The 20461-nt window shown below is 69.7% G+C and carries 23 protein-coding genes; 9 read left to right on the forward strand and 14 right to left on the reverse strand.

Features of this window, described 5'->3' with window-relative positions:
* The first annotated feature begins 50 nt into the window (after positions 1–50).
* The 5 genes from ER308_RS15565 (at position 51) to ER308_RS15585 (ending at position 5039) form a co-directional block, all read left to right on the forward strand.
* The gene (locus tag ER308_RS15565) at positions 51–968 is read left to right on the forward strand and encodes an ABC transporter ATP-binding protein (RefSeq protein WP_165492151.1); all 918 of its coding nucleotides are present in this window, start codon (positions 51–53) and stop codon (positions 966–968) included.
* Positions 969–1019: 51 nt separating this feature from the next.
* Positions 1020–1769 carry an aspartate/glutamate racemase family protein gene (locus ER308_RS15570; protein WP_131155842.1) on the forward strand — a complete coding sequence of 250 codons (750 nt, stop codon included), beginning with the start codon at positions 1020–1022 and terminating at the stop codon, positions 1767–1769.
* Positions 1770–1823: 54 nt separating this feature from the next.
* Positions 1824–3572, forward strand: a complete 1749-nt coding sequence (locus ER308_RS15575) for a hydantoinase B/oxoprolinase family protein (RefSeq protein ID WP_165492152.1) — start codon at positions 1824–1826, stop codon at positions 3570–3572.
* 218 nt (positions 3573–3790) lie between these two features.
* On the forward strand, positions 3791–4330 hold the full coding sequence (locus ER308_RS15580; RefSeq protein WP_165492153.1) for a cupin domain-containing protein: 540 nt from the start codon (positions 3791–3793) through the stop codon (positions 4328–4330).
* Between the two features lie 316 nt (positions 4331–4646).
* Complete coding sequence (locus ER308_RS15585) at positions 4647–5039, forward strand: RidA family protein (protein WP_131155845.1); 393 nt, start codon at positions 4647–4649, stop codon at positions 5037–5039.
* 66 nt (positions 5040–5105) lie between these two features.
* Here ER308_RS15585 and ER308_RS15590 read toward each other — a convergent pair whose 3' ends face one another.
* The 6 genes from ER308_RS15590 to ER308_RS15610 all read right to left on the reverse strand — a co-directional run bounded on the left by ER308_RS15590 (position 5106) and on the right by ER308_RS15610 (position 8784).
* Entirely contained in the window at positions 5106–5648 is a 543-nt protein-coding gene (locus tag ER308_RS15590; protein ID WP_131155846.1) for a PadR family transcriptional regulator, read from the reverse strand.
* A gap of 57 nt (positions 5649–5705) precedes the next feature.
* Positions 5706–6566: a multicopper oxidase family protein gene (locus tag ER308_RS22105; RefSeq protein ID WP_205745655.1), complete on the reverse strand. Its 861-nt coding sequence runs from the start codon at positions 6564–6566 to the stop codon at positions 5706–5708.
* Complete coding sequence (locus ER308_RS22110) at positions 6527–7381, reverse strand: multicopper oxidase domain-containing protein (RefSeq protein WP_205745656.1); 855 nt, start codon at positions 7379–7381, stop codon at positions 6527–6529. Before ER308_RS22110 ends, ER308_RS22105 begins: the two co-directional genes overlap by 40 nt.
* Before the next feature lie 209 nt (positions 7382–7590).
* Positions 7591–7926, reverse strand: a complete 336-nt coding sequence (locus ER308_RS15600) for a hypothetical protein (protein WP_131155847.1) — start codon at positions 7924–7926, stop codon at positions 7591–7593.
* 135 nt (positions 7927–8061) lie between these two features.
* Complete coding sequence (locus ER308_RS15605) at positions 8062–8313, reverse strand: hypothetical protein (protein ID WP_131155848.1); 252 nt, start codon at positions 8311–8313, stop codon at positions 8062–8064.
* A gap of 3 nt (positions 8314–8316) precedes the next feature.
* The gene (locus tag ER308_RS15610; RefSeq protein WP_165492154.1) at positions 8317–8784 is read right to left on the reverse strand and encodes a nucleotidyl transferase AbiEii/AbiGii toxin family protein; all 468 of its coding nucleotides are present in this window, start codon (positions 8782–8784) and stop codon (positions 8317–8319) included.
* Between the two features lie 279 nt (positions 8785–9063).
* Here ER308_RS15610 and ER308_RS15615 point away from each other — a divergent pair, with 279 nt between their 5' ends.
* The 4 genes from ER308_RS15615 (at position 9064) to ER308_RS15630 (ending at position 11668) form a co-directional block, all read left to right on the forward strand.
* The gene (locus ER308_RS15615; RefSeq protein ID WP_240732111.1) at positions 9064–9570 is read left to right on the forward strand and encodes a GGDEF domain-containing protein; all 507 of its coding nucleotides are present in this window, start codon (positions 9064–9066) and stop codon (positions 9568–9570) included.
* A gap of 63 nt (positions 9571–9633) precedes the next feature.
* The gene (gene mntA, locus ER308_RS15620) at positions 9634–10062 is read left to right on the forward strand and encodes a type VII toxin-antitoxin system MntA family adenylyltransferase antitoxin (RefSeq protein WP_131155851.1); all 429 of its coding nucleotides are present in this window, start codon (positions 9634–9636) and stop codon (positions 10060–10062) included.
* A 7-nt stretch (positions 10063–10069) separates the two neighbouring features.
* Positions 10070–10720 carry an organomercurial lyase gene (gene merB / locus ER308_RS15625; protein WP_165492155.1) on the forward strand — a complete coding sequence of 217 codons (651 nt, stop codon included), beginning with the start codon at positions 10070–10072 and terminating at the stop codon, positions 10718–10720.
* 198 nt (positions 10721–10918) lie between these two features.
* Positions 10919–11668: a FadR/GntR family transcriptional regulator gene (locus ER308_RS15630; protein ID WP_131155853.1), complete on the forward strand. Its 750-nt coding sequence runs from the start codon at positions 10919–10921 to the stop codon at positions 11666–11668.
* Between the two features lie 131 nt (positions 11669–11799).
* Here ER308_RS15630 and ER308_RS15635 read toward each other — a convergent pair whose 3' ends face one another.
* From ER308_RS15635 to ER308_RS15670, 8 genes are all read right to left on the reverse strand, one after another.
* Entirely contained in the window at positions 11800–12846 is a 1047-nt protein-coding gene (locus tag ER308_RS15635; RefSeq protein WP_131155854.1) for a branched-chain amino acid ABC transporter permease, read from the reverse strand.
* Between the two features lie 20 nt (positions 12847–12866).
* Positions 12867–13748 carry a branched-chain amino acid ABC transporter permease gene (locus ER308_RS15640; protein WP_131155855.1) on the reverse strand — a complete coding sequence of 294 codons (882 nt, stop codon included), beginning with the start codon at positions 13746–13748 and terminating at the stop codon, positions 12867–12869.
* Between the two features lie 81 nt (positions 13749–13829).
* A complete protein-coding gene (locus ER308_RS15645) occupies positions 13830–14552 on the reverse strand; it encodes an ABC transporter ATP-binding protein (RefSeq protein ID WP_131155856.1) in 723 nt (240 codons plus the stop codon).
* Positions 14549–15316, reverse strand: a complete 768-nt coding sequence (locus tag ER308_RS15650; protein WP_165492156.1) for an ABC transporter ATP-binding protein — start codon at positions 15314–15316, stop codon at positions 14549–14551. The genes ER308_RS15645 and ER308_RS15650 overlap by 4 nt, the downstream gene beginning before the upstream one ends.
* Before the next feature lie 112 nt (positions 15317–15428).
* Positions 15429–16772, reverse strand: coding sequence for an amino acid ABC transporter substrate-binding protein (locus ER308_RS15655; RefSeq protein ID WP_131155858.1), 1344 nt, complete (start codon positions 16770–16772; stop codon positions 15429–15431).
* A 95-nt stretch (positions 16773–16867) separates the two neighbouring features.
* Entirely contained in the window at positions 16868–18241 is a 1374-nt protein-coding gene (locus tag ER308_RS15660) for a M24 family metallopeptidase (RefSeq protein ID WP_131155859.1), read from the reverse strand.
* 93 nt (positions 18242–18334) lie between these two features.
* A complete protein-coding gene (locus tag ER308_RS15665; RefSeq protein WP_131155860.1) occupies positions 18335–19345 on the reverse strand; it encodes a transketolase family protein in 1011 nt (336 codons plus the stop codon).
* Positions 19335–20177: a 1-deoxy-D-xylulose-5-phosphate synthase N-terminal domain-containing protein gene (locus tag ER308_RS15670; RefSeq protein WP_131155861.1), complete on the reverse strand. Its 843-nt coding sequence runs from the start codon at positions 20175–20177 to the stop codon at positions 19335–19337. The genes ER308_RS15665 and ER308_RS15670 overlap by 11 nt, the downstream gene beginning before the upstream one ends.
* Positions 20178–20461 lie beyond the last annotated feature (284 nt).

A 20461-nucleotide genomic window follows, 5' to 3' on the forward strand; every position in this document is an offset into this window, starting at 1 on the left:
TGCGCACGGACGCCTCCCTGCGGCGTCGTCCTCTTCGGGCAGTGGACGGAGTGTCGTTCACGGTAGGTCGCAGCGAGACGTTCGCGCTCGTCGGCGAATCGGGCTCCGGGAAGTCCACGGTGGGGCGGGTCCTGTTGCGCCTCACCGAGCAGACCGCGGGCTCGATCGTCTTCGACGGTGAGGAAATCGGGAGGCTCTCCGAACGTCAGGCCCGCCGCTTCCGGCATCGCATCCAGATGTTGTTTCAAGACCCAATGGCTGCGTTCGATCCCCGGATGACGATCCGGGAGAGCCTCGCCGAGTTCCTCAGGCTACGCGGGGTGCCGCGGAGCGCCGTGAACAGCGAAGTGGCTCGCGCCCTAGCGTCCGTGGGCTTGGACTCGGACCTCGCCCGACGTCGGCCCGGAGCGCTGAGCGGCGGCCAGCTCCAGCGTGTTGGCGTCGCTCGGGCCCTAGCGCCGGAGCCGGAGCTGGTGTTTCTCGACGAGCCCACCTCCGCGCTGGACGTCTCGATCCGTGGTCAGATCGTGAACCTGCTGTCCGAGCTGCAGGAGACACAGTCGGTCGGCTACGTCCTCGTGACCCACGACTTGCGCGTCGTCGAGGCCATGGCCGATCGGGTCGGTGTGATGTACCTGGGTCAGCTTGTTGAGGTCTGTGCCAAGGAAGAGTTGTTCGAGCGACCGCTGCATCCGTACACGCGGGCCCTCATCGGGGTCACCCGCCGGTCCGCGATCGCCGAGGGAGCAGCCGATCACGCGGTCGGCCTCGGGCGCTTGCATGGCGAGCTGTCGCTCGAGCACGCCGAACGCGAGGGCTGCCGTCTCGCTCCACGGTGCCCCTTCGCGGAGGCTCGGTGCGAGGAGCCGCAGGAGTTGGTGCAGGTCGCGCCGGCCCACTGGGCGCGCTGCTGGAAGGCGCTGGACGTCGAGCAACAGGTCGACGCCGACGCCACGAAGGGTTCGTGACGTCGTGACATGTTCATCGGACATCGGCGGAAGGGTCGTCCTGTGGAATCTATGAGGATCCGGGTGCTCGTTCCTCTCACCCTTGAGGGTGTCGGGGACGAGCCGATGCACGAACTTCTCGAGCTGTACGCCCAGGTCGGGGCGAAGAGCACCGAGCTCTCGGTCGCGAAGATTACCGGCGGCCCATCGACGGTCGAGCAGCACTACGACGAGGCGCTGGCTGCCGGCTACGCGGTGATGGAGGCGGAGCGCGCCGAGCGTGAGGGTTGCGACGCTGTATTGAACGCGTGTTTCGGGGACCCGGGTCTGCGCGCCTGCCGTGAGGCGGTCCGCATCCCCGTGATGGGGACCGGGCTCGCGTCGATGACGGTGGCCACCACGCTGGGGAGTGCCTTCGGCCTCGTCGCAGTCGAGGAGAACGGCATTCCCCTGATGCGTGACCTCGCTAGTTCGTACGGCCACGCGCATCGGTTGGCGGGTATCCGTCCGCTGGGCGCGTCGGTCCCCGAGATCCTCGGCAGCAGCGCACCGGGAGAAGGGCGAGACACGCTCCTGGAGCAAGCCCTCGTTCCGGCCCGGCGGCTCGTGGAGGAGGATGGCGCCGACGTCCTCATCCTGGGCTGCGGGGGACTCGGCAACGTTGGCGCCCCGAAGTGGCTGGAGGAGAGGCTTGGTGTCCCTGTCCTCGATCCCAACGTCACTGCGCTGAAGCTAACCGAACTCCTCGTCGTGGGCGGCGTCGCGCACAGCCGGACGACCTACCCGCCTCCTCGAGCAAAGCCGCGCAGCCACCCCGGGTGACACCCATCGATGACGCACCGCTCGTTGCGCCTGTCGCGGAGGAAGGGCTGGTACATGGTTGACCCCATCACCGTCGAGGTCGTGCGCCACGCGCTGATCGCTGCTGCGGAGGAGATGAAGACCAACCTCCGCCGCACGGCCTACAACCCGATCATCTACGAGGTTCTCGATTTCAGCTGCGGGGTGCTGGATCGCAACACCCGAATGGTCGCGCAGTCCGACGGCCTGCCCATCTTCCTCGGTAACCTGACGGCCACGGTGAGCACCATGGTGGCCGACGTGGGCGTCGACCGACTTCGGCCGGGCGACGTGTACCTCATGAACGACCCGTACGAGGCGGGAAACCACCTCAACGACGTCGCGACCATCGCGCCGGTCTTCTCGGACGGGGACGAGCTGTTGGGCTTCGCCTGCACACGTGCGCACTGGCTCGACATCGGGGGCAAGGACCCTGCGGGGAGCCTGGACGCGACCGAGATAATGCAGGAGGGGCTGTGGTTCCGCTCGGTACTACTACAGCGGGCAGGCGAACCGGTCCCCGCGGTGTACCGGATGATCGAGCACAACATCCGCTACGCGCGCAACATGCTCGGCGACCTCCGCGCGCAAGTCGCCGCAACCCACGTGGGCGCTCAACGGGTTCGGGAGATCTTCGCTCGTCACGGAACGTCGGTCGTCGAGCAGGCCATCGCGTCCATGCACCAGCAGGGTGACCAGCGGACACGCGACGCCATCCGACTCATGCCGGATGGGGTCTACGAGGCCGAAACCTGTATGGACGACGATTGCCGCGGCAACGGCCCGCTGCCCGTCAAAGTGACGGCCACCGTGGAGGGCAGCGACCTCACTATCGATCTGGCGGGCTCGCACGGACAGAACGTGGGTCCCGTCAATGCCGGACTCCCAGCGACCGAGGCCGCCTGCAAGATCGCGCTGAAGGCTCTCACGCACCCGCGAACCCCGACAACGGACGGGGATTTCGAGGCGTTACGCGTCCTCTGCCCCGAGGACAGCATGTTCAACGCCCAGTTCCCGGCTCCGACGTTCATGTACACCACCCACCTGATCACGCTGACCGATCTCGTGATCCGGGCGCTGAGCGGAGCAACGCCGCGGATGGCAGTGGCGGGGCACTACGGGCACCTTTGTGGATTCTTCTTCGTCGGCTTCGAGCCCACGGATGGGGAGTTGTACATCCACCAGGAACCCGAGCACGGTGGGTGGGGGGCGGGGCCCCACGGGGATGGGGAGAGCGCGATGATCTCCATCGCGAACGGCGACACGCAGAACCTACCGGCGGAGATCATCGAGGCGCGGTTCCCGCTCCGTGTTGAGCGGCATGCCCTGCGTCCTGACACCGGCGGTCCAGGCATGTATCGCGGAGGGCTGGGTACCTATCGCGACTACCGCGTACTCGGTCACAACCCCGAGATGACGTCGGTGATCGATCGGCGCACCTGTCCGCCGTGGGGTCTTCAGGGCGGTGGAAGCGGCTCACCTGCGCGAGTGATGGTGGACGCCGAAGGCGCAGCGCCCGCCGAGTACGGGAACGGGCGTCGCGTACGGGTGGGTGCAGACCAGGTCGTCAGTGTTCAAACGCCCGGTGGCGGCGGGTGGGGCTCCCCGCTGGCCCGAGACCCGGAGCAGGTCCGGCTCGACGTCGAACGTGGCTACGTCACATCCGCGGCGGCTCGGCTCCATTACGGGGTGGTGGTGGATGAGGTCGGGGAATTCCTGGACGCCGACGCGACCGCTCGGGTGCGCGAGGATCTGAGCCGCGACGAGGGGGTGACAACACCATGACGGGGAGTTCGGGGTGAGGACCATCCAGGGCGTGATGGCCGACGCCCATTGGCATACTCAACACTGAGAGCTATTCTCCGCTGCAAAGTAGCTGATGCGCGCCTGAGCGGCACGCACTGTCGCCGTACACCGGTGCGAGGACGAACGTGGGAGCGAACGAGCCGATGGCGGTCACGGATCCGGCGCCAGGCGCAGCACACCAAGGACCTGGCTCCTCGGTGGGTGAGGCGCTGCGTGCCCTGCGGCAGGAACGTGGGCTGTCTCTCGCGGAGGTCGCCAAGGCGACCGGGATCTCCCCCTCGTTCCTCTCCCTCGTGGAGACCGGCAAGAACGACATCACGGTCGGACGCCTCACTCGGCTCGTCCAGTTCTACGACGTGTCCGTGCTGGATCTGCTTCCGGACGAGCGACACGAGGAGCCCGACGTCATCCGTGCCTCCGAGCAGAAGTTGCTGCACTCCCCGGCTGAGGGCATCGATGCGTACCTCATGATCTCAGATGTCGACCGCGACATGTTGCCGATGCTGCTCGTCTTCGAGCCGGGGGCGACGCTGGCCGAGCCCGGACGCCATCAAGGCGAGGAGTTCGTGCACGTTCTCGAGGGCGTGCTCCGGCTCGAAGTAAACGGCCAACACGTCAGGACGCTGTTCCCGGGTGACAGCGCGCACTACTCGGCCGAACGCCCCCACCTCTTCTCGAACGCTCGGACCGACAGCCGCCTGCGCATCCTCTGCGTTGACTCTGCGTCACCCCTCTGACGTGGAGTCGAGGTTTGGTAAGTTGAACAGCACCCTGTGCTGTGGATGTGGATGCTGCCCTGTGTGCGCTGCCGGGAAGCAGCCACGAGGGTGATCGGGTGGTGCCGAGCGCAGCGGTGATGCGTCCCCGCAGCAGGAACTTGACTCGGACCGATGCATCGCCAAGCCTGCGAGGGTCTCGTCAGAATTCTCAATAGCCGAGTCCTCAGCGTTGGACGATGGGCGTGCACTGCTTCGACCGCGAAACCAGCTTCTTCGAGCCGGACAGCTTCTGACCCCTCGGCGCGGACGCGCGCCACGAAAGGAGACACACGCCATGGACACCCGTCGCTCGTGGTCGGGATCGCCGTGGGAGGAACGCGCGGGCTACTGCCGCGCGGTGCGCGTCGACGACCGCGCTTGGGTCGCTGGAACCGCACCGTTCGCCGACGACGGCAGCGTCGTCGCACCGGGCGACATGGCCGCACAGACCCGCCGATGCCTCGAGATCCTGACGCAGGGGCTCGCGGACGTCGGGGCCGAGCCCGGTCACGTCGTCGCGACCCGGATGTACGTCACCGACATCACGCTGGCGGGCGAGCTCAGCGAGCCCCACCGGGAGGCCTTCGGCGGCAACCCGCCCGCCGCGACGCTCGTGCAGGTCGCCGCGCTGGTTCACCCGGACGTGCTCATCGAGGTGGAGGCCGAGGCGGTCGTCCGCGACCGCTGAAATGCCGATACCCCCGGTTCCCCTCCGCCCGACCTCCGCTCGACGAAGGTTCGGGTCCGATCGCCGCTAGCCAGCCTCGGGGTCATCGAGGAAGGCAAGCAGTTCCTCGTGCCAGGCCAGCTCGGCTTCGAGCCGTCGCAGCGTGTGCCGCACGATCACCGGCTCTAGTCCCTGGAGGTGGGGGGTGGCGGACTCGACGAGGTCCTGCCAGGAGTCGAGCTGCGCGGTGAGCGCGAGCTGCCGCTCGGTGACGAGCTCGCGCAGCTGCTCGTGTGAGAGGTCGTCGCTGTACTGGAGCGCGAGGTCGACCGGGTCGGGGCGCGGCCGGGTGTCCTCCAGGAACCGCTGGCGTTGCCGGGCCAGCTCCTGGCGTCCCTCGTCGGTGATCGCGTAGACGGTGCGGGCCGGCAGGTTGCCGTGCTGCTCGGTGGCGTGGACCTCGATGAGGCTCTCGTTGGCCATGCGCTTCAACGCGCCGTAGAGCGAGCCGACGGTGATGTCGGTCCATCGCTCGGTGCGGTCCCGCTCGGCGTTCCGCCGGATCTCGTGGCCGTGCATGGGGCCTTTCCGGGCCAGGGCGCCCAGCAGGAACAGGCGGACGGAGCTCATGCGCGCAGCCTATGACGTGCCCGGCCGTGGAACCGCCGGGTCCGCGTCCCCACCGGCTCAGTGGTGGCCATAGTCGTCGGGCGCGTCGATGCGCCGCGGGGCGGTGTCGACCTCGTCGGGCTCCACGATCGTGAACTGCCCCCTCATCCCGGCGTCCTCGTGGGTCAGCACGTGGCAGTGGAACATGTACGGCGTGGTCGGGTCGACGTAGCTGCCGAACTCGATCGCGAGCTGCACGGTCGAGCCCGCCGGCACGTGCACTGTGTCGTGCCAGCCGGTGAGCTCGGGGGGCGGTGAACGGCCGTCGACGGCCACCACCTGCACGTGCCGGTCGTGGAGGTGCAGGTTGTGGGGATCGCCGTCGGTGTTGGTCACCTCCCACACCTCCGTCGTGCCCGCAGCGATGATGTGATCGATCCGCTCCATGTCCATCGCGCGCCCGTCGATGACCTCGTCACCGAGATCGATCGACCGATCCGGCGACCTCCCCGGCTCGGCGAGCGGAGGGATGGGGGCGAGCTCGTCGGCCGGCGGTGGTGAGGCCTCGAGCTCGTCCTCGGCCGCGATGCGCAGGATGTCGAAGGTGTCCGCGCCGCCGACGCGACGCTCCAGGAACGCGCCGGTCTCGGGGGCGAAGCTGCGCAGGACGACGTCGTCGCCCGGCTCGAGCGCGACGACGAGCTCGGCGCGCTCGCCGGGGGACAGCTGGACGCGGCGGGTGCGGTGCGGTTGCTCGAGCAGCCCACCGTCGGTCGCGACCTGGTCGAAGGCGCGCTCGTCGTCGAACCCGAAGGCGAAGATCCGGTCGTTCGCGGCGTTGAGCACGCGCAGCCGCACGCGCTCGTGGCCGATCTCAAGGTGGGGGTCGTGGGTGCCGTTCACCAGGATCTCGTCGCCGAGCACCCCCAAGCTCGACAACGTCGGCGCCTTGCGGAACGCGCCGTCCGCGTCGAACAGGCGGTCCTGCACGATGAGGGGGACGTCGTCGACGCCGTACTCGGCGGGAAGGTCGAGCGTCCCGAATCCTCGTCGTCGACGATGAACATGCCGGCGAGGCCCTGATAGACGTGCGCGCCGGTCTTTCCGTGCAGGTGCGGGTGGTACCACAACGTCCCGGCGGGCTGATCGATGGTCCACTCGGGCGGCCAGGTTTCCCCTGGCGCGATGATCTGGTGCGGTCCCCCGTCCGCCGCTGCCGGCAGGTGCATGCCGTGCCAGTGCATCGTGGTCGGCTCGTCGAGCCCGTTGGCCACGTTGATGCGCACCGTGTCGCCTCGTGAGGCGCGGAGGGTCGGCCCGAGGTAGTCGCCGTTCACGCCCTCGGTGTCGGTGGTGGTGCCGGGCAGGAACGAGCGCTGGCCGCGACGGGCCTCGAGGTCGAAGACCTTCCGCCCGTGCGCGTCCACGCGTGGTTCGAGGAGCTCCGGGATAGCGAGCTCGTTTCGGAACTCCTGCTCGCCGACGTTGGAGACCGGTGCGGTCGCCAGCAGCCAGGCGAGGCCGAGCAGCAGCGGCAGCGGCACTGCGGTGAGTGCCCCGATCCCCCATCGCATCGCGCGCCGACGCGGGCGCCCCCATGGCCATCGTCGCCAACGGGGCACGATGCCGGACGCCGCGAGGGCTCCCCCGACGAGCACGAACCAGGCGCCCAGGACCCATCCGACGCGGGAGTCGAGCGGCCACCAGAGCGCCCCCACGAGGCCGGCGGCACCGAGGACGGTGCCCCCGAGCACGCGGAGGGCGCTGGCGGGCCACCGTGGCCCCTGCCGAGTGCTGGGGGGTGGAGCCGGGGGAGACGAAACCACGTGCGGCGACCTCCACAATGACTGCGGTAAGAGTGCTCTTGCGAGAGTACTTTAACAAGGTTACGGCGCAAGGTGGAGGTGGTGGAACCGTCGGGAGGACGCTGCCGCCGGGGTCGCGGGTGAGCCGACGCGGCGGGTCAGCTGAGGCCGGCGGCGGCGAACGCGAGCGCCCCGGTGGCGACGACGGCGCCGAGGGTGGTGTAGACGTGCAAGCGCCCCCAGCGGGCGATCTCCAGGCGGATCTGCGATCGGGTGTCGGTGATCTCGGCGCGGAGTTCGGCGCGGGTGTCGGCGAGCTCGGCGCGGAGGTCGCTACGCAGCGCGTCGATTCGTTGGTCGACGTGGTCGTTGGTGGCCAGCTGCGACCAGTCCACTGGTGGCAGGTAGGTCATCAGGGTCTCGGCCTCCTCGGCCCCCAGCACCGACTCGAGCTTTCGCAACAACCGCAGTCGTTTCGCGTCTGCTTCCGGCATGATCCCCTCCGTGGGCCTGGACGGCAACCCACGGAAGTGTCCTCGAGCGGGTTGCTCGAGGTCCGCATCGGCGAGTCGAGGTTGTGGAAGCTCAGGCGTAGGGCGCGAAGAGGGCGGTGACCGACTGCTCGGCGGTCACTCCTGCAGGTGCTGTCCGTCGTGGCCGCGCAGTTCGTCGGCCTCCCACCGCAACCGTGCCGCGGCGGCGTCCTCGATGGACCGGAACCGCTGGACGCCGCGGGGGCCGGGGGAGGGAGGGCGTCGGTCCCCGGCGAGTTGGGACCCGAGCGCGGTCGACGCGCAGGCGGCACGCAGCCCCGCCAGGGCCGAGGTGGCACGTGGTGGGGGCGGCATGTCCCCGATATGGCGGTAGCGCTGGACTGGCACCGGCTACTCCTCGATGTCGAATGCGTCGCGCAGCCGCGCAGCGTCGTCGCGATCGCGTCCGCGAACCGTGTCACGCTTCATGCGGTACAGCGTCGCGGGACTCGCGACCCTGATGGTCGTGGACCCGGCGTGGGTCTCGACGATGTGGAGATCATCGATGGTGAAGGCGTCGCCCAGGCGGCTTACCAGGTCGATGGTGAAGTCGACCTCCGGGGGTCCGTAGCGGATGGCGGGATAATCGCCGCCGAGGTCGCCCGCGGTGATCTCATCGATGGCGGCGTCGTCGAAGACGAACCGCAGCGCACGGCGGAGCCGCGCGACGTTCTCCTCGCTGGGGCGAACGAACAAGTCGAGGTCGCGGGTGGCCCGATCGAGGCCATGGGCCGCCATCGCCATGGCTCCGATGACGGCGTAGTCCACGCCTTCGCGCTCCAACGCACTGAGGACCGCGAGTACGTCATCGATTCGCACACCTGGCATGGTACGACGCGGTACGGCGGGCCGCTCGGGTGTCGCCGATGGCCATGCCGACCTGACGTCGGGCATCGCAGCGGCACCAGGAAGCCGATCGTCGCTCGCCAGCTACGGGTCATCGCGGACTGCGACCAGCTCCTCGGGCCATGCCAGGTCGGCTTCGAGCCGTCGCAGCGTGCGCCGGTCAGGTGAGGCCGGCGGCGGCGAACGCGAGCGCGCGCCCGCACCGAGGCCGCCCTGCTCGCGGCCCAGGCGAACGAGGACCCGCTGACCGGCCTGCCGAACCGTCGCCGGCTCGACGACGAGCTCGACCGGCTGTTGGCGCTCGCCCGGCGCTACGGTCGCCCCCTGTCGGTCGCGCTCGTCGACATCGATCACTTCAAGCGCGTGAACGACGAGCTGGGTCATCAGGTCGGGGATCGCGCGTTGATCGAGGTGGTCACCCGACTCTCGGCCCTGCTGCGCCAGGGGGACCTGCTCGGCCGGTGGGGCGGGGAGGAGTTCCTGCTCCTCGCGCCGTACGCCAAGCACGATGCGGCGCTCGACCTCGCCGAGCGATGCCGCGAGGGGATCGCCCGCACGCCCTTCCCCGGGGTCGGGCACCTCACCGTGAGCTTCGGGGTCGCCACCCTGACCGGCGACGACGACGCCCGCTCGATCCTGCGCCGCGCCGACCTCGCCCTCTATACCGCCAAGCGCGAGGGGCGCGACCGCGTCGTCGGGATGCCCGGTCTCACCGACGCCGGCGAGCTGGACTCCTCCCCCGAGAGGAACGGCCGCTGATCGGTCACGAGGCACGTGCCGACCGCGGGGCCCGGCCGGTAGCCTGCGGGCGGGAGGCAACGGATGAGCGAGGTCGTCGCAAGGCTCACTGCCGGCGCTGCGTCGGCGTTCGCTGGGGAGCCGGTCGCATTCGCGTACTTGTTCGGCTCTCAGGCGACCGGGCGTGCCCGAGCGCGCAGCGACGTGGACGTGGCGGTGATGCTCACGGGAGTGGTGTCACCGACCGAGTTCCTCCAACGGTCGCTGCGACTGGCCGGCGAGCTCGAGGCGGTAGCTGGGGTGGGTCCGGTCGAGGCGTTGGTGGTCCTGAACGAGGCACCGCTGCCGTTGGCAGGTCGGATCCGACGCGAGCGCATCGTGCTGTACTCCGCCGATGAGCCGGCCCGCGTGCGCTACGAGAGTCAGATCGCCCGGTTGTTCCACGATTTCCAGGTACACGCCGACCCTCGTGACCGCGCGCGTCTCCGAGCGATCGCCGCGGAGGACTGGTAGAGGACCGATGGGCAGCGCTCTCGATCCCGACGCGACGAACCGACTATTCGACGCGGTCTGTGGGACCGCTACGCCCTCGACGGAGGAGCGCGCAGCGATTCGCGCGGTCTACGCGAGCCTGCGTGACGGCGAGCCGGTCACCGTGCCGCGGCTGGCGACCACGGTGGAGTGGGACGAGGCCCGCGCACACGAGCTGCTCGCGCGCCTGCCGAACGTCGAGCGCGACGCGACGGGCGCGGTGATCGGGTTCGGCGGGCTCACCCTGCGGCCGACCGGTCACGAGATCACGATCGAGGGGGCGACCCGCTACGCCTGGTGTGCCTGGGACACCCTCTTCCTGCCGGCGGCGATCGATCGCGAGGTCACGGTCGCCTCGCGGTGCCCGGTGACCGCCGAGCCGGTGACGCTGCGCATCGCGCCCACCGGCATCCTCGACCGCGATCCGCCCGAGGTGGTCCTCTCGTTCCTGTCGCCCGAGCGGATCGACCCCGACGATCTGCGCGCGAGCTTCTGCGGCGCGGTGCACTTCCTGGTCGACTCGTCGGCGGCCGAGGCGTGGTGCGCCGAGCGTGACGACCGACTCGTCCTCGAGCTCGACGACGCGCACGAGCTCGGACGGGAGCTGATCCAGCGTCGGTGCGGCCGGGGTGCGCGCTGACCGAGTCGCGCCGGGAGGACGGGGTTCCCATAATGGGAGGCGACGAAGGCTCGCGCGATGAAGTGCGATGAGGGTCGCGCGGTCGCCTTGTTATGGTTATCGTTGTCGGAAGCGGGTTCGGGTGTGGTGGAGGTGGATCACGCAGGACCCACCTTCCACGCATTCGGGTGAACGGACCGTGGCCGAGGGAGTTGGCCGGTGAGCGAGTACGACGATCTCCTGCAGTCGCTGCGGCCGTTGCGACCGACCGGCCTCGCTGACAGCGTCACCAGCCAGCTCCAGGAGCTCATCCTCTCGAAGGGTTTGGATCCGGGGGAGCGGCTTCCCTCCGAACGCGACCTCGCCGAGCGGCTCGGCACGAGCCGGGCGATCATCACCCAGGCGCTGCGGACCCTTTCGTTGATGGGGTTCGTCGAGGTTCGTCCCGGATCCGGCGCCTACGTGACCCGGAACCCCGGCACGATGTTCACGACCGCCATGGAGATGCTGATCCGGTCCCAGGGCGGCTCGTTGTCGGAGATCGCGGACTTGCGGTTCTGGCTGGAGGAGGTCGGCGCGTCGAAGGCCATGAAGTCCGCGGAAGCGGAGGTCGCGAGCGACCTCGAATCCGCGTTCGCTCGGCTCGAGGCCAACGACGGCAACGTCAGCGAGTGGATGGCCGCCGACACGATCTTCCACGCGACGCTCGTGCGGGCGTCCGGGAATCTCTACCTCAACCAGGTCTACGAGGCGGTCCACTCGGCGATGGTCACCGAGCTTTACAAGGAGTGGGTCGAGCGGGACGTCGTCCCGGCGTGGCTGCGGGACGACGCGCGCGGACAACAGGTCGAGCTGCACCGTCCGATCCTGCAGGCGGTGAAGGACGGCGACGCCGTGGAGCTGCAGCACGCGTTGCGCCAGCACCACGAGTCCGTGCACGCGCATCTGCACCAGCGGGCCGCGCGGTAGCGCCCCGCCGGCGCGCCGACGACCTCGGCGGCCTTCGTCGCGGTGGCCCCTCGTCGCGATCCCGCGACACGGCGAACCGGGATCCGCGACGGGGTGAACCGCGATCCGCGACGCGCCCAGGCAGCGATCCGCTACACGCCCAGCCGGCTCTGCCGCCGCTCGCTGAAAAGCCCGGCGATGCCGTCCCGCGCATACAGGGCGATCAGCACGACCAGGACCCCGAGCATGAGCTTGTAGCTCTCGACCGGAAGGTTCGTCCCGAGCAGCTGCAGACGCAGCACGCCTGCGCGCATGATCTCGGCGAGGATGAGGACTAGCGGCGCGCCGATCAGCGGTCCCTGCCAGCGTCCGAGCCCTCCGATCACCCCCATGACGACGACGTTGACGGAGATGATCAGCTCGAACGCGCCGACCGGCTCGATGTAGCCGACGCGGTAGGCGTGTAGCCCTCCGATCACCGCGGCGATGAACGCCCCGGCCGCGAACGCCGCGAGCTTGATCCGCGTCGCGCGGACGCCCAGGACCACCGCGCCGTCCTCGTCCTCGCCGATCGCCCGCAGCGCATCGCCGAAGCGTGTTCGCTCCAAGGCGAACACCGCGACGGTGACGACGAGGGCGACGCCGAAGAAGATGAAGTACCACGCCCGCGCGGTTGTGACGCCGTCGAACGGGAGCACCGGGGCGAACATGCCGAGGCCTCCGCGCGTGAACTCGACGTTGCGGGCCAGGGTCTGGACGAAGAAGCTGAGCGCTAGCGTGAAGATCACGAACGACGCGCCGCGCAGGCTCAGCGCCGCGAACCCGATGACGGTCGCGGCCGCAGCGGCGACGAGCCCGCCGATCAGTGGCGTCGCCACGTGGTGCAGCGGCACCGTCTCGGCGAGGATCGTGCTGGTGTAGACGCCCACGCCGAAGAACGCGGCGGTGCCGAGGTTGAGGTACTTCGCGTAGCCGGAGAGCACGTTCCAGGCCTGGACCATCGCCATGTACATGAAGATCGTCGCCGCGAGGCTGATCCAGCCCTGCCGGGGGCTCCACAGGCCAAAGGCGATGACCGCGAGCAGCGCGCCCGCGGTCAACGCGGCCATCGCGCCCGTGCGGAGCGAGCGCCGAGGCTGGCCGGTCTCGGGCTGCTCACCGGCGGTATCGGCACCCTTGTGCATCGTGGGCAGCTGCAACGGACACTCCTTCTCGTGGCCTAGATCCGACGGGTCGCCGTGGCCTTTCCGAGCAGACCCTCGCCGGTCAGCAACAGCGCGATTCCGAGGAGGGCGTAGATGGCGAGGTAGGCCCACTCGAAGCCGAGGAACAGGTTGAGCACGGTCTCGACGAGACCGAGCGCCATGCCCGCCACCAGCGTGTTGAGGACCGAGCCGAACCCTCCCACGACGACGACCAGGAACGCCCACGCGAGCCACACGTAGTGGGTTTGGGGTTCGAAGGCGAGCAGCGTGGACAGCGCCGCGCCGCTGAAGGCCGCGGTCGCGGTCGCGAGCCCGAACGCCGTGGCGCCGAGCGCGGTCACGTTCATCCCGAGCACCCGGGCGGCGTCGCGGTTCTCGCTCATCGCCCGGATGGAACGCCCGGCAATCGTGTGCTGGAAGAACACGTGCAGCCCCGCCACCACGACCAGGCAGACGGCGCCGGCGACCACGCGGCGCGTCGACACGCTGGCGACTCCCAGGTCGATCTGCATACCCGCGTAGCCGACGGTCACCGCCCGCGTGTCCGCAGTCCAGACGATCGCGATGACGGTCTCGATCACGAGCAGGACGCCGAACAGGGCGACCACCGTCATGGTCGGGTCCATGCGGGCCAGCGGCTGGACGATCCACCTCGCGATCGCGTAGCCGAGGCCGAAGAACAGCGGCGCTAGCACGAGGAGGGTCAACATCGGATTGACCTCCCAGATCCGCCACACCTGCCACCCCACGTAGGTGCCGAGGATGATGAAGGTCGTGTGCGCCACGTTGATGATGCGCATGACCCCGAGCGCGATACTCAGGCCCACGGCCATGAGCGTGTAGACGGCGCCGAGGAGGACACCGCTGATCACGACCTGGGCGACGAGCTCCAACATGACTGCGCTCCCGGGGTTCGAAGGCTGGAGGGTGCTGGGTTGCGGGACGCTTCAAGTGACGGCGGAAGACGGGTTGGCGGGCTACTCGATGCGCAGCCATTCGCGGACGACGCCAGTGAGGTCCTCGGTGAACCGCTCCGGGGACCCCTCCTGTCGTTTCCGTCCCAGCTCGAGGACGTAGACGTAGTCCGCGAGCGTCATGGCCTTGCGCACGTTCTGGTCCACGAGCAGGACCCCTTTGCCCTCGTCGGCGAGGGCACGGATCTCCTCGTAGACGTCCTGGACGAAGACGGGCGCGAGCCCGGCGCCCGGCTCGTCGATAAGGACGTAATCAGGATCGCTCATCATCATGCGCGCGATCTCGGTGAGGCGTTGTTGGCCCCCGCTGAGACGGCCGGCGAGGACCTCGCTGCGCTCGGCCAGCACGGGGTAGCGATCGAGGAGCTCCTCGACCCGTCGTCGGCGACCCCGCCGGTCACGACGAAACGTCCAGGCCCCGAGCTCGATGTTCTGCCGGACGGTGAGCGACGGGAAGACCGACCGGCCCTGCGGCAACACGCCGAGACCGAGGCGCACGCGCTCGTGCGGCGGGGTGGCGTTGACGTCCTCGCCGTCGAGCTCGACGCGTCCCTCGCGCGCCGACAGCAACCCGCAGAGGACCCGCAGCGCCGTCGACTTGCCGGAGCCGTTCGGCCCGATGAGCACGGTGGTGCGCCCCTTGGGAACCCCCAGCGACACGCCGTTCAGCACGAGGTCCTCGGCGTGGTAGCCGGCGGTGACGTCGCTCAGCGCGAGGCCGTTCACGAGACTCCCTCCTCGCTGCCGGCGACGCCGCCGCCGGACAGCTCCTCGCCCAGCTCCGTGCCGAGATAGGCCTCCACGACCCGTGAGTCACCAGTGACCTCGGCGGGCTCGCCCGTCAACAGGACCCGGCCCTCGACCAGGCAGGCGACGTGGTCGGTAACCCCGAGCAGGGCGGGGAGCTCGTGGCTGACCACCACCACGCTCACGCCGTCGTCGCAGGCCGCCCTGATGCGCTCGGTGAGCAACTGTTTGATCTCGGGGTGAACACCCGCGAGTGGCTCGTCCATGAGGATGAGCCGCGGCCGGGGCATGAGCGCTCGCGCGAACTCGAGCAACTTGCGCTGTCCGCCGGAGAGCTCGCTCGCGGCGGTGTTCCCATGATCGGTGAGGTGCACGAACTCGAGGAGCTCCCACGCGCGGCGACGGACCTCGCCTTCCGACACCCGCGAGTGCAGCAGCGGCACGCGCATGTTCTGCATCGCGGTGAGCGTCCGGAACACGCGGCTGTCCTGGAACGTCCGCATGACCCCGGCGGCCGCGACCCGATGGGGGCGGCCGCTCCGGATCGGTGTTCCGTCGAGGCGGACCTCGCCCTCGCTCGGGGCGTACACCCCGTTGCAGACGTTCAACAGGGTGGTCTTTCCTGAGCCGTTCGGGCCGATCAGACCCACGACGGTCCCCGGTTCGACGCGGACGTGGACGTCGTGCAGCGCCCACAGCCCACCGAAGCGTTTCGAGACGCCCTCGACGTCCAGAATGCTCATGGCCGACTCTCCCCAGCACGACCCTCGGCGGGGCGTGTTCCGGGCCGGGAGCCGGGACACGCGCGGCGTCTCCCGGCTCCCGGCCATCTGCGGTCTCGGTCGGGTCGGACGGCTACCGATCCATGGGGATGATCGGCTCGGTGGTTGCGCGCTCCTCCGGCCACACCGCCTCGTTCCTGCCGTCCTGCCACTGCAGCAGCATCGACATGTCCTCGGGCCAGGTCCGGTCGGGGAACTCGAGCGTGCCCGAAGCGGTCTCGAAGGTGTTGTCGAGCACGTGGTCGTACAGCTCCCACTCGTCGACGGTGCCGGTCTCCTCGATGGCCTGCTCGAGCACCTGCAGCACCGTGAGGCCCTGGATGGAGGTGGAGGCGATGGACTCGGTCCCCAGTTCCTCCTGGACCACGTCGTACAGCTCGTCGAGCTCGGCGAAGTCGTCGGACTCCGGCCAGCCGGTGGTCGGACCCATGACGTGCTCGCCCGCCTCCCCCAGGTCGTCCCAGACCGGCAGGACGGTGACCTGCGAGCCGCACACGCAGAAGACGTCGGGCTCGAAGCCCTCCTCGTGCGCGGTCGACGCGAAGAGGGTCCCGTCGTCGGGGAAGCCGATGTTCAGGAACACCTCGACGTCGGCGGACTGCGCCTCCGAGATCATCGGACCGACGTCCGCCGGCCCGGACGGGTACTCCTCGTCCATCACCAGCTCGATACCGAGCTCCTCGGCCATCTCGATGACGCCGCCGCCCTCGCCCTCGAGCCCGTCGCGGACCATGAGCTGGAACGGCTCCTGGACGGTGGCCAGGCCGAGCCGCTCCGGCCGCTCGTCCTCGGGCAGCGACTCAAGCATGTCGAACAGCGGCTGGATGTAGTCGAGCTCGTTATAGGTGAGGAAGTTGATCATGTTGTCCTCGTGCTCGATGTAGAGCTCGAGGCCGATGAAGCCGTCATTCCACAGCACACGGTCGTTGCCCGCCACGGCTGTGATGACCGCGCCGCCGGGGCCGGTCGCGAACGGGCCCAGCAGCAGGTCCACCTCGTCCTCGAACATGAGACGCTGGTAGAGGTCCTGTGCGGTCTCCACCTCGCTCTCGTCGTCGTAGATCACCATCTCGACGGGGCGGCCGAGGATGCCCCCGTCCTCGTTGACGCGATCCTCCCAGTACTCGTAGGCCACCTGGAACTGCGACGAAGGCTGCGCGAACGCCCCGGTGAGGCCCAACGTCCCCCCGATGCGGATCGGCTCGTCGTCGGTCGGCTCGTCGTCGGTGTCGTCGTCGGGATCATCGTCGGGCTCGTCCGTGGGCTCGTCGTCGGGGGCATCCTCGTCGGGCTCGTCCGCCTCGGGTTCGTCGTCCTCGGCCACGACCTCGTCGTCGGCCTCACAGCCCGCGAGCAGCGCGAGCATCGCCGCGAGCGCGATGAGCGCCCCCGGCACGAGCTTCCGTCTGCCGTGCATCCAGTCTCCTCCCTGCCTCGTGCTCCGGGAACCTCGGAGCTGCCACCAACTCGTGTCGTCCGACGTTGGTTCAGCGGCCCGTGCCCAGCGGTCGCTCAACGCGTCGCCCCGGCCGTCTGGGTCGTTTGGGCACCGTTGCCGCTCGGGACCGGCATCGTCGCCTGCGAGAAGCCCACCCCTTCGAGGGACGCGGGCACCGCCAGATCCGCGCCCCGCCAGTACTGGATCCCGGTGACGAGGAGCTCGTCGGCCGGGAAGCGCGTGATGATCCGCGCCCCGTCGGCGGTGACGACCACCTCCTCCTCGATCCGCGCGGCGGCCGAGCCGTCCTCGGTGGGCCAGTAGGTCTCGAGGGCGAAGACCATGCCCTCCTCGATCTCGACCGGGTACTCGTGGGAGTGGTACCGGCTCATCAGGGGCTGCTCCCACGCCGACAGCCCGATCCCGTGGCAGTACTGGAGCCCGAAGGCCTCCTCCTCGTCCTCGAAGCCGAACTCGTGGGCCGCGGGGAAGTGCTGGATGACGTCCGCCGACGTGGCTCCGGGCTTGACCTCCGCGATCGCGCGGTCGATGAACTCGCGCGCCCGCTTGTAGGCGTCCACCTGGGCTTGCGTGGCCCCACCGACGTTGAACGTGCGGTAGTAGCAGGTCCGGTAGCCGTTGAGGGAGTGCATGATGTCGAAGTAGGCCGTGTCCCACTGCCGCAGCGAGCGGTCCGAGAACACGTGGGGATGCGGGCTGCACCGCTCGCCGGAGATCGCGTTGACGTTCTCGACCTCCTCGGAGCCGCGCTCGTACAGCAGGCGGTTCACGAGCGCGACGCAGTCGTTCTCGCGCACGCCGGCCCGCATGTACCGGAAGAGCTCCTCGTAGACCCCGTCGACGAGCCCGGCCGCCTGGTCGAGCAGCGCGATCTCGTCGGCGGTCTTGATCCGCCGGGCGCGCTGCATCAGGCCCTGGGCGTCCCGCACCTCGAGCCCCTCGCCCTGCAGGGCGAACAGCACCGGCAGCTCAACGATGTCGATGCCCACGGGTTCGCCGGCCAGCCCCGCGTCGTGGAGGATGCCCGCGACGCGCGCGGCGTTGGTGCGCTCCACCCCGACGTCCTCGGGGATCGAGCCACGCCAGCTCGAGATGCCCGCCCGCCAGCTGTCCTCGTCGAACCAGGGGGCGAAGAGCCGGTGCTTCTTCGCCGCGGATCCGATGTCCCACAGGATCGGGTCGTGGTCCTGCATGACGAGCACGCAGCGGAAGAACTTGTCGCGCGCCCAGTTCCCGATGTGCGTGCCGGTGGCGTAGCGGATGTTGTTCTGGTCGAACAGCAGGAGGGCTCCGAGCTCCGACCGTCGGAGCTCGTCGCGCATCCGCTCGATGCGATCGGTCCGGAGCCGATTCATGTCGACTCGGGACTCCCACTCCACTGCGTGCATGGCTCCCGGTGACGAGATGCCGAGTCCGTGTTGCTGCATCGTGGTCCTCCGTTGTCGAGAGGCGGGGCCTGACGGGGCCGTCCCGGCGTGGTGCCACCCGCTCCTGGGCCGGGGCCCGGCGATCAGCCGGGGTTAGACCGGGGCGTACACATCGGGCGAGGAAGCCGGCTCGGGGGTGGTGATCGGGGGCTCGCCGGGCCGTTCGAGCGCGTCCCACGCGGTGTCGATGACGTCCTGGGTGGTGAGGCCGTAGGTTCGGTAGAGGAACGCGCGGTCCTGGGCCGGCTCGGCGAAGGTGTCCGTGCGCCCGACCTTGTGCAGCGGCGTCGGGCAGCCGACCTGGCTGAGCGCCTCGGACACCGCCGAGGCCAAGCCTCCGAGGGCGGGATGGTCCTCGAGGACGAGGACGGCGTCGACGCTGGCCGCCGTGTCGCGGACGAGGTCGGCGGCGAGCGGCTTGACGACCGGGGCGTGGAGGAGGCTGGTCGACACGCCGGCCTCCTCGAGCAGTCCGGTCGCCTGGATCGCCGTCGTCAGGGGGGTGCCGGCGGCGACGACCGCGAGGTCGGTCCCGTGCCGCAGCAGCTCGGCGCCCTCGGCGGGCAGCCGCTTGCCCTCCTCGAACACCACCGGGATGTCGCCGCGCTTGAGCCGCAGGTACACGGGCCCGTCGCGGTCGAGGACGTCGGGCACGGTCTGTTTGATCGTGGCCGCGTCCGCGAGATCGATGACGGTCATGTTGGGCAGCGCGCGCATGAGCGCGAGGTCGTCGATCGCCTGGTGGCTCGGCCCACCCGGGCTCGACAGGCCGGGCATGAACCCGACGATCGTGACCGGCAGGCGGGGATAGGCGATCGCCATCGCCACCTGGTCGTAGGCGCGCCTGGTCGCGAACACGCCGAACGTGTGCACGAACGGCGCGAAGCCCTTGCGCGCCAGCCCGCCCGCGACGCCCATCATGTTCGCCTCCGCCATGCCCATGCTGAGGAAGCGATCAGGGAGGGCCTCGGCGAAGCCGTCGACCTCGCACTGACGGGTGAGGTCCCCGCTGAGGCAGACGACCTCCTCGACGGTCGTGGCCAGTTCGACCAGCGCCGTGCCGTACGGCTTCTGCTCGATCGAGAACGGCGGCTCACGGTGCAAGGCGTGCCTCCAGACTCTCGTGGACCCGGGCGGAGTCCTCCGGCGAGATCTTGATGAAGTGCGCGTCCACCGTGTGCTCGAGCTCCTCGAGGCCTCGGGTGGGGGAGGTCCGCGCGACGAGGACCGCCGGCGCCGGCGATCGCTGCGCCTCCGCGAGGGCGCTGGCGATGTCCACGGTGTCGTGGCCGTCGAGCTCGAACACGTCCCACCCGAAGGCGGCCCACTTCTCGGGGACGGGCTCGATCGACATGACGTCGCTCACCTGGCCGTCGACCTGGGACCCGTTGCAGTCCAGCAGCACGATCAGCGTGCGGACGTCGTGGTGCGGCGCGGCCATCGCGGCCTCCCACACCTGTCCCTCCTGCAGCTCGCCGTCGCTCAGGAAGGCGTACGTCCAGGCGGGGCGACCGGCGAGGCGGTTCGCGATCGCGAACCCGAGCGCTCCCGACAGGCCCTGTCCCAGCGACCCGCAGGTGAGGTCGACGATCGGCGACTCCTCACTGCCGATGGCCGGAAGGCGCGAGGCGTCGCGGCCGTAGGTCGCCAGCTCCGCCTCGTCGATCAGGCCGAGCTCCGCGCCGGCGGCGTACGCCGCGACGACGTAGTGCCCGGGCGAGAGCACGAGATCGTCCGTGTCGGGTCGGTACGGGCCCGAGAACAGCGTGGCCAGCAGCTCGGCCGAGGACATCGCCTGGCCGAGGTAGCCGAAGCCGTGGAGGCCGATCATCTCCAGCGCTCGTTGGCGGATCCGCGTCGCGAGCTGCGCGGCGGGATCCCGGCCGTCGGCGGCAGAACGTTCCCCGCCGTGCTCGAAGTCGGACGAAGTGGGCATTCGCAGGGCCCCTTCACTCGTGTGGTGCGCTCCGGCCGTGCGGTGCACCCCGGTCGTGCGGTGCACCCCGGTCGTGCGGTGCACCTCGGTCGTGCGGTGCACCTCGGTCGTGCGGTGCGCCTCGGTCGTGCGGTGCGCCTCGGTCGTGCGGTGCGCCTCGGTCGTGCGGTGCGCCTCGGTCGTGCGGTGCGCCTCGGTCGTGCGGTGCGCTCCGGCCGTGCGGTGCGAGCGGATGCTCGTCGCCGCCCGTCACGGCACCGATCGTGGATGACTGGCTGAGCCAG

Origin of the sequence: Egibacter rhizosphaerae (genome assembly GCF_004322855.1) — a bacterium.
GTDB classification, from domain to species: domain Bacteria; phylum Actinomycetota; class Nitriliruptoria; order Euzebyales; family Egibacteraceae; genus Egibacter; species Egibacter rhizosphaerae.

Excerpts from the sequence above, each read along its gene's own strand:
- merB (WP_165492155.1), top strand. The coding sequence starts at position 10,070 with ATGGGCAGCGCTCTCGATCCCGACGCGACGAACCGACTATTCGACGCG.
- ER308_RS15585 (WP_131155845.1), top strand. The coding sequence starts at position 4,647 with ATGGACACCCGTCGCTCGTGGTCGGGATCGCCGTGGGAGGAACGCGCG.
- ER308_RS15570 (WP_131155842.1), top strand. The coding sequence starts at position 1,020 with ATGAGGATCCGGGTGCTCGTTCCTCTCACCCTTGAGGGTGTCGGGGAC.
- ER308_RS15650 (WP_165492156.1), bottom strand. The coding sequence starts at position 15,316 with ATGAGCATTCTGGACGTCGAGGGCGTCTCGAAACGCTTCGGTGGGCTG.
- ER308_RS15640 (WP_131155855.1), bottom strand. The coding sequence starts at position 13,748 with ATGTTGGAGCTCGTCGCCCAGGTCGTGATCAGCGGTGTCCTCCTCGGC.
- ER308_RS15660 (WP_131155859.1), bottom strand. The coding sequence starts at position 18,241 with ATGCAGCAACACGGACTCGGCATCTCGTCACCGGGAGCCATGCACGCA.
- ER308_RS15655 (WP_131155858.1), bottom strand. The coding sequence starts at position 16,772 with ATGCACGGCAGACGGAAGCTCGTGCCGGGGGCGCTCATCGCGCTCGCG.
- ER308_RS15670 (WP_131155861.1), bottom strand. The coding sequence starts at position 20,177 with ATGCCCACTTCGTCCGACTTCGAGCACGGCGGGGAACGTTCTGCCGCC.
- mntA (WP_131155851.1), top strand. The coding sequence starts at position 9,634 with ATGAGCGAGGTCGTCGCAAGGCTCACTGCCGGCGCTGCGTCGGCGTTC.
- ER308_RS15590 (WP_131155846.1), bottom strand. The coding sequence starts at position 5,648 with ATGAGCTCCGTCCGCCTGTTCCTGCTGGGCGCCCTGGCCCGGAAAGGC.
- ER308_RS15600 (WP_131155847.1), bottom strand. The coding sequence starts at position 7,926 with ATGCCGGAAGCAGACGCGAAACGACTGCGGTTGTTGCGAAAGCTCGAG.
- ER308_RS15575 (WP_165492152.1), top strand. The coding sequence starts at position 1,824 with ATGGTTGACCCCATCACCGTCGAGGTCGTGCGCCACGCGCTGATCGCT.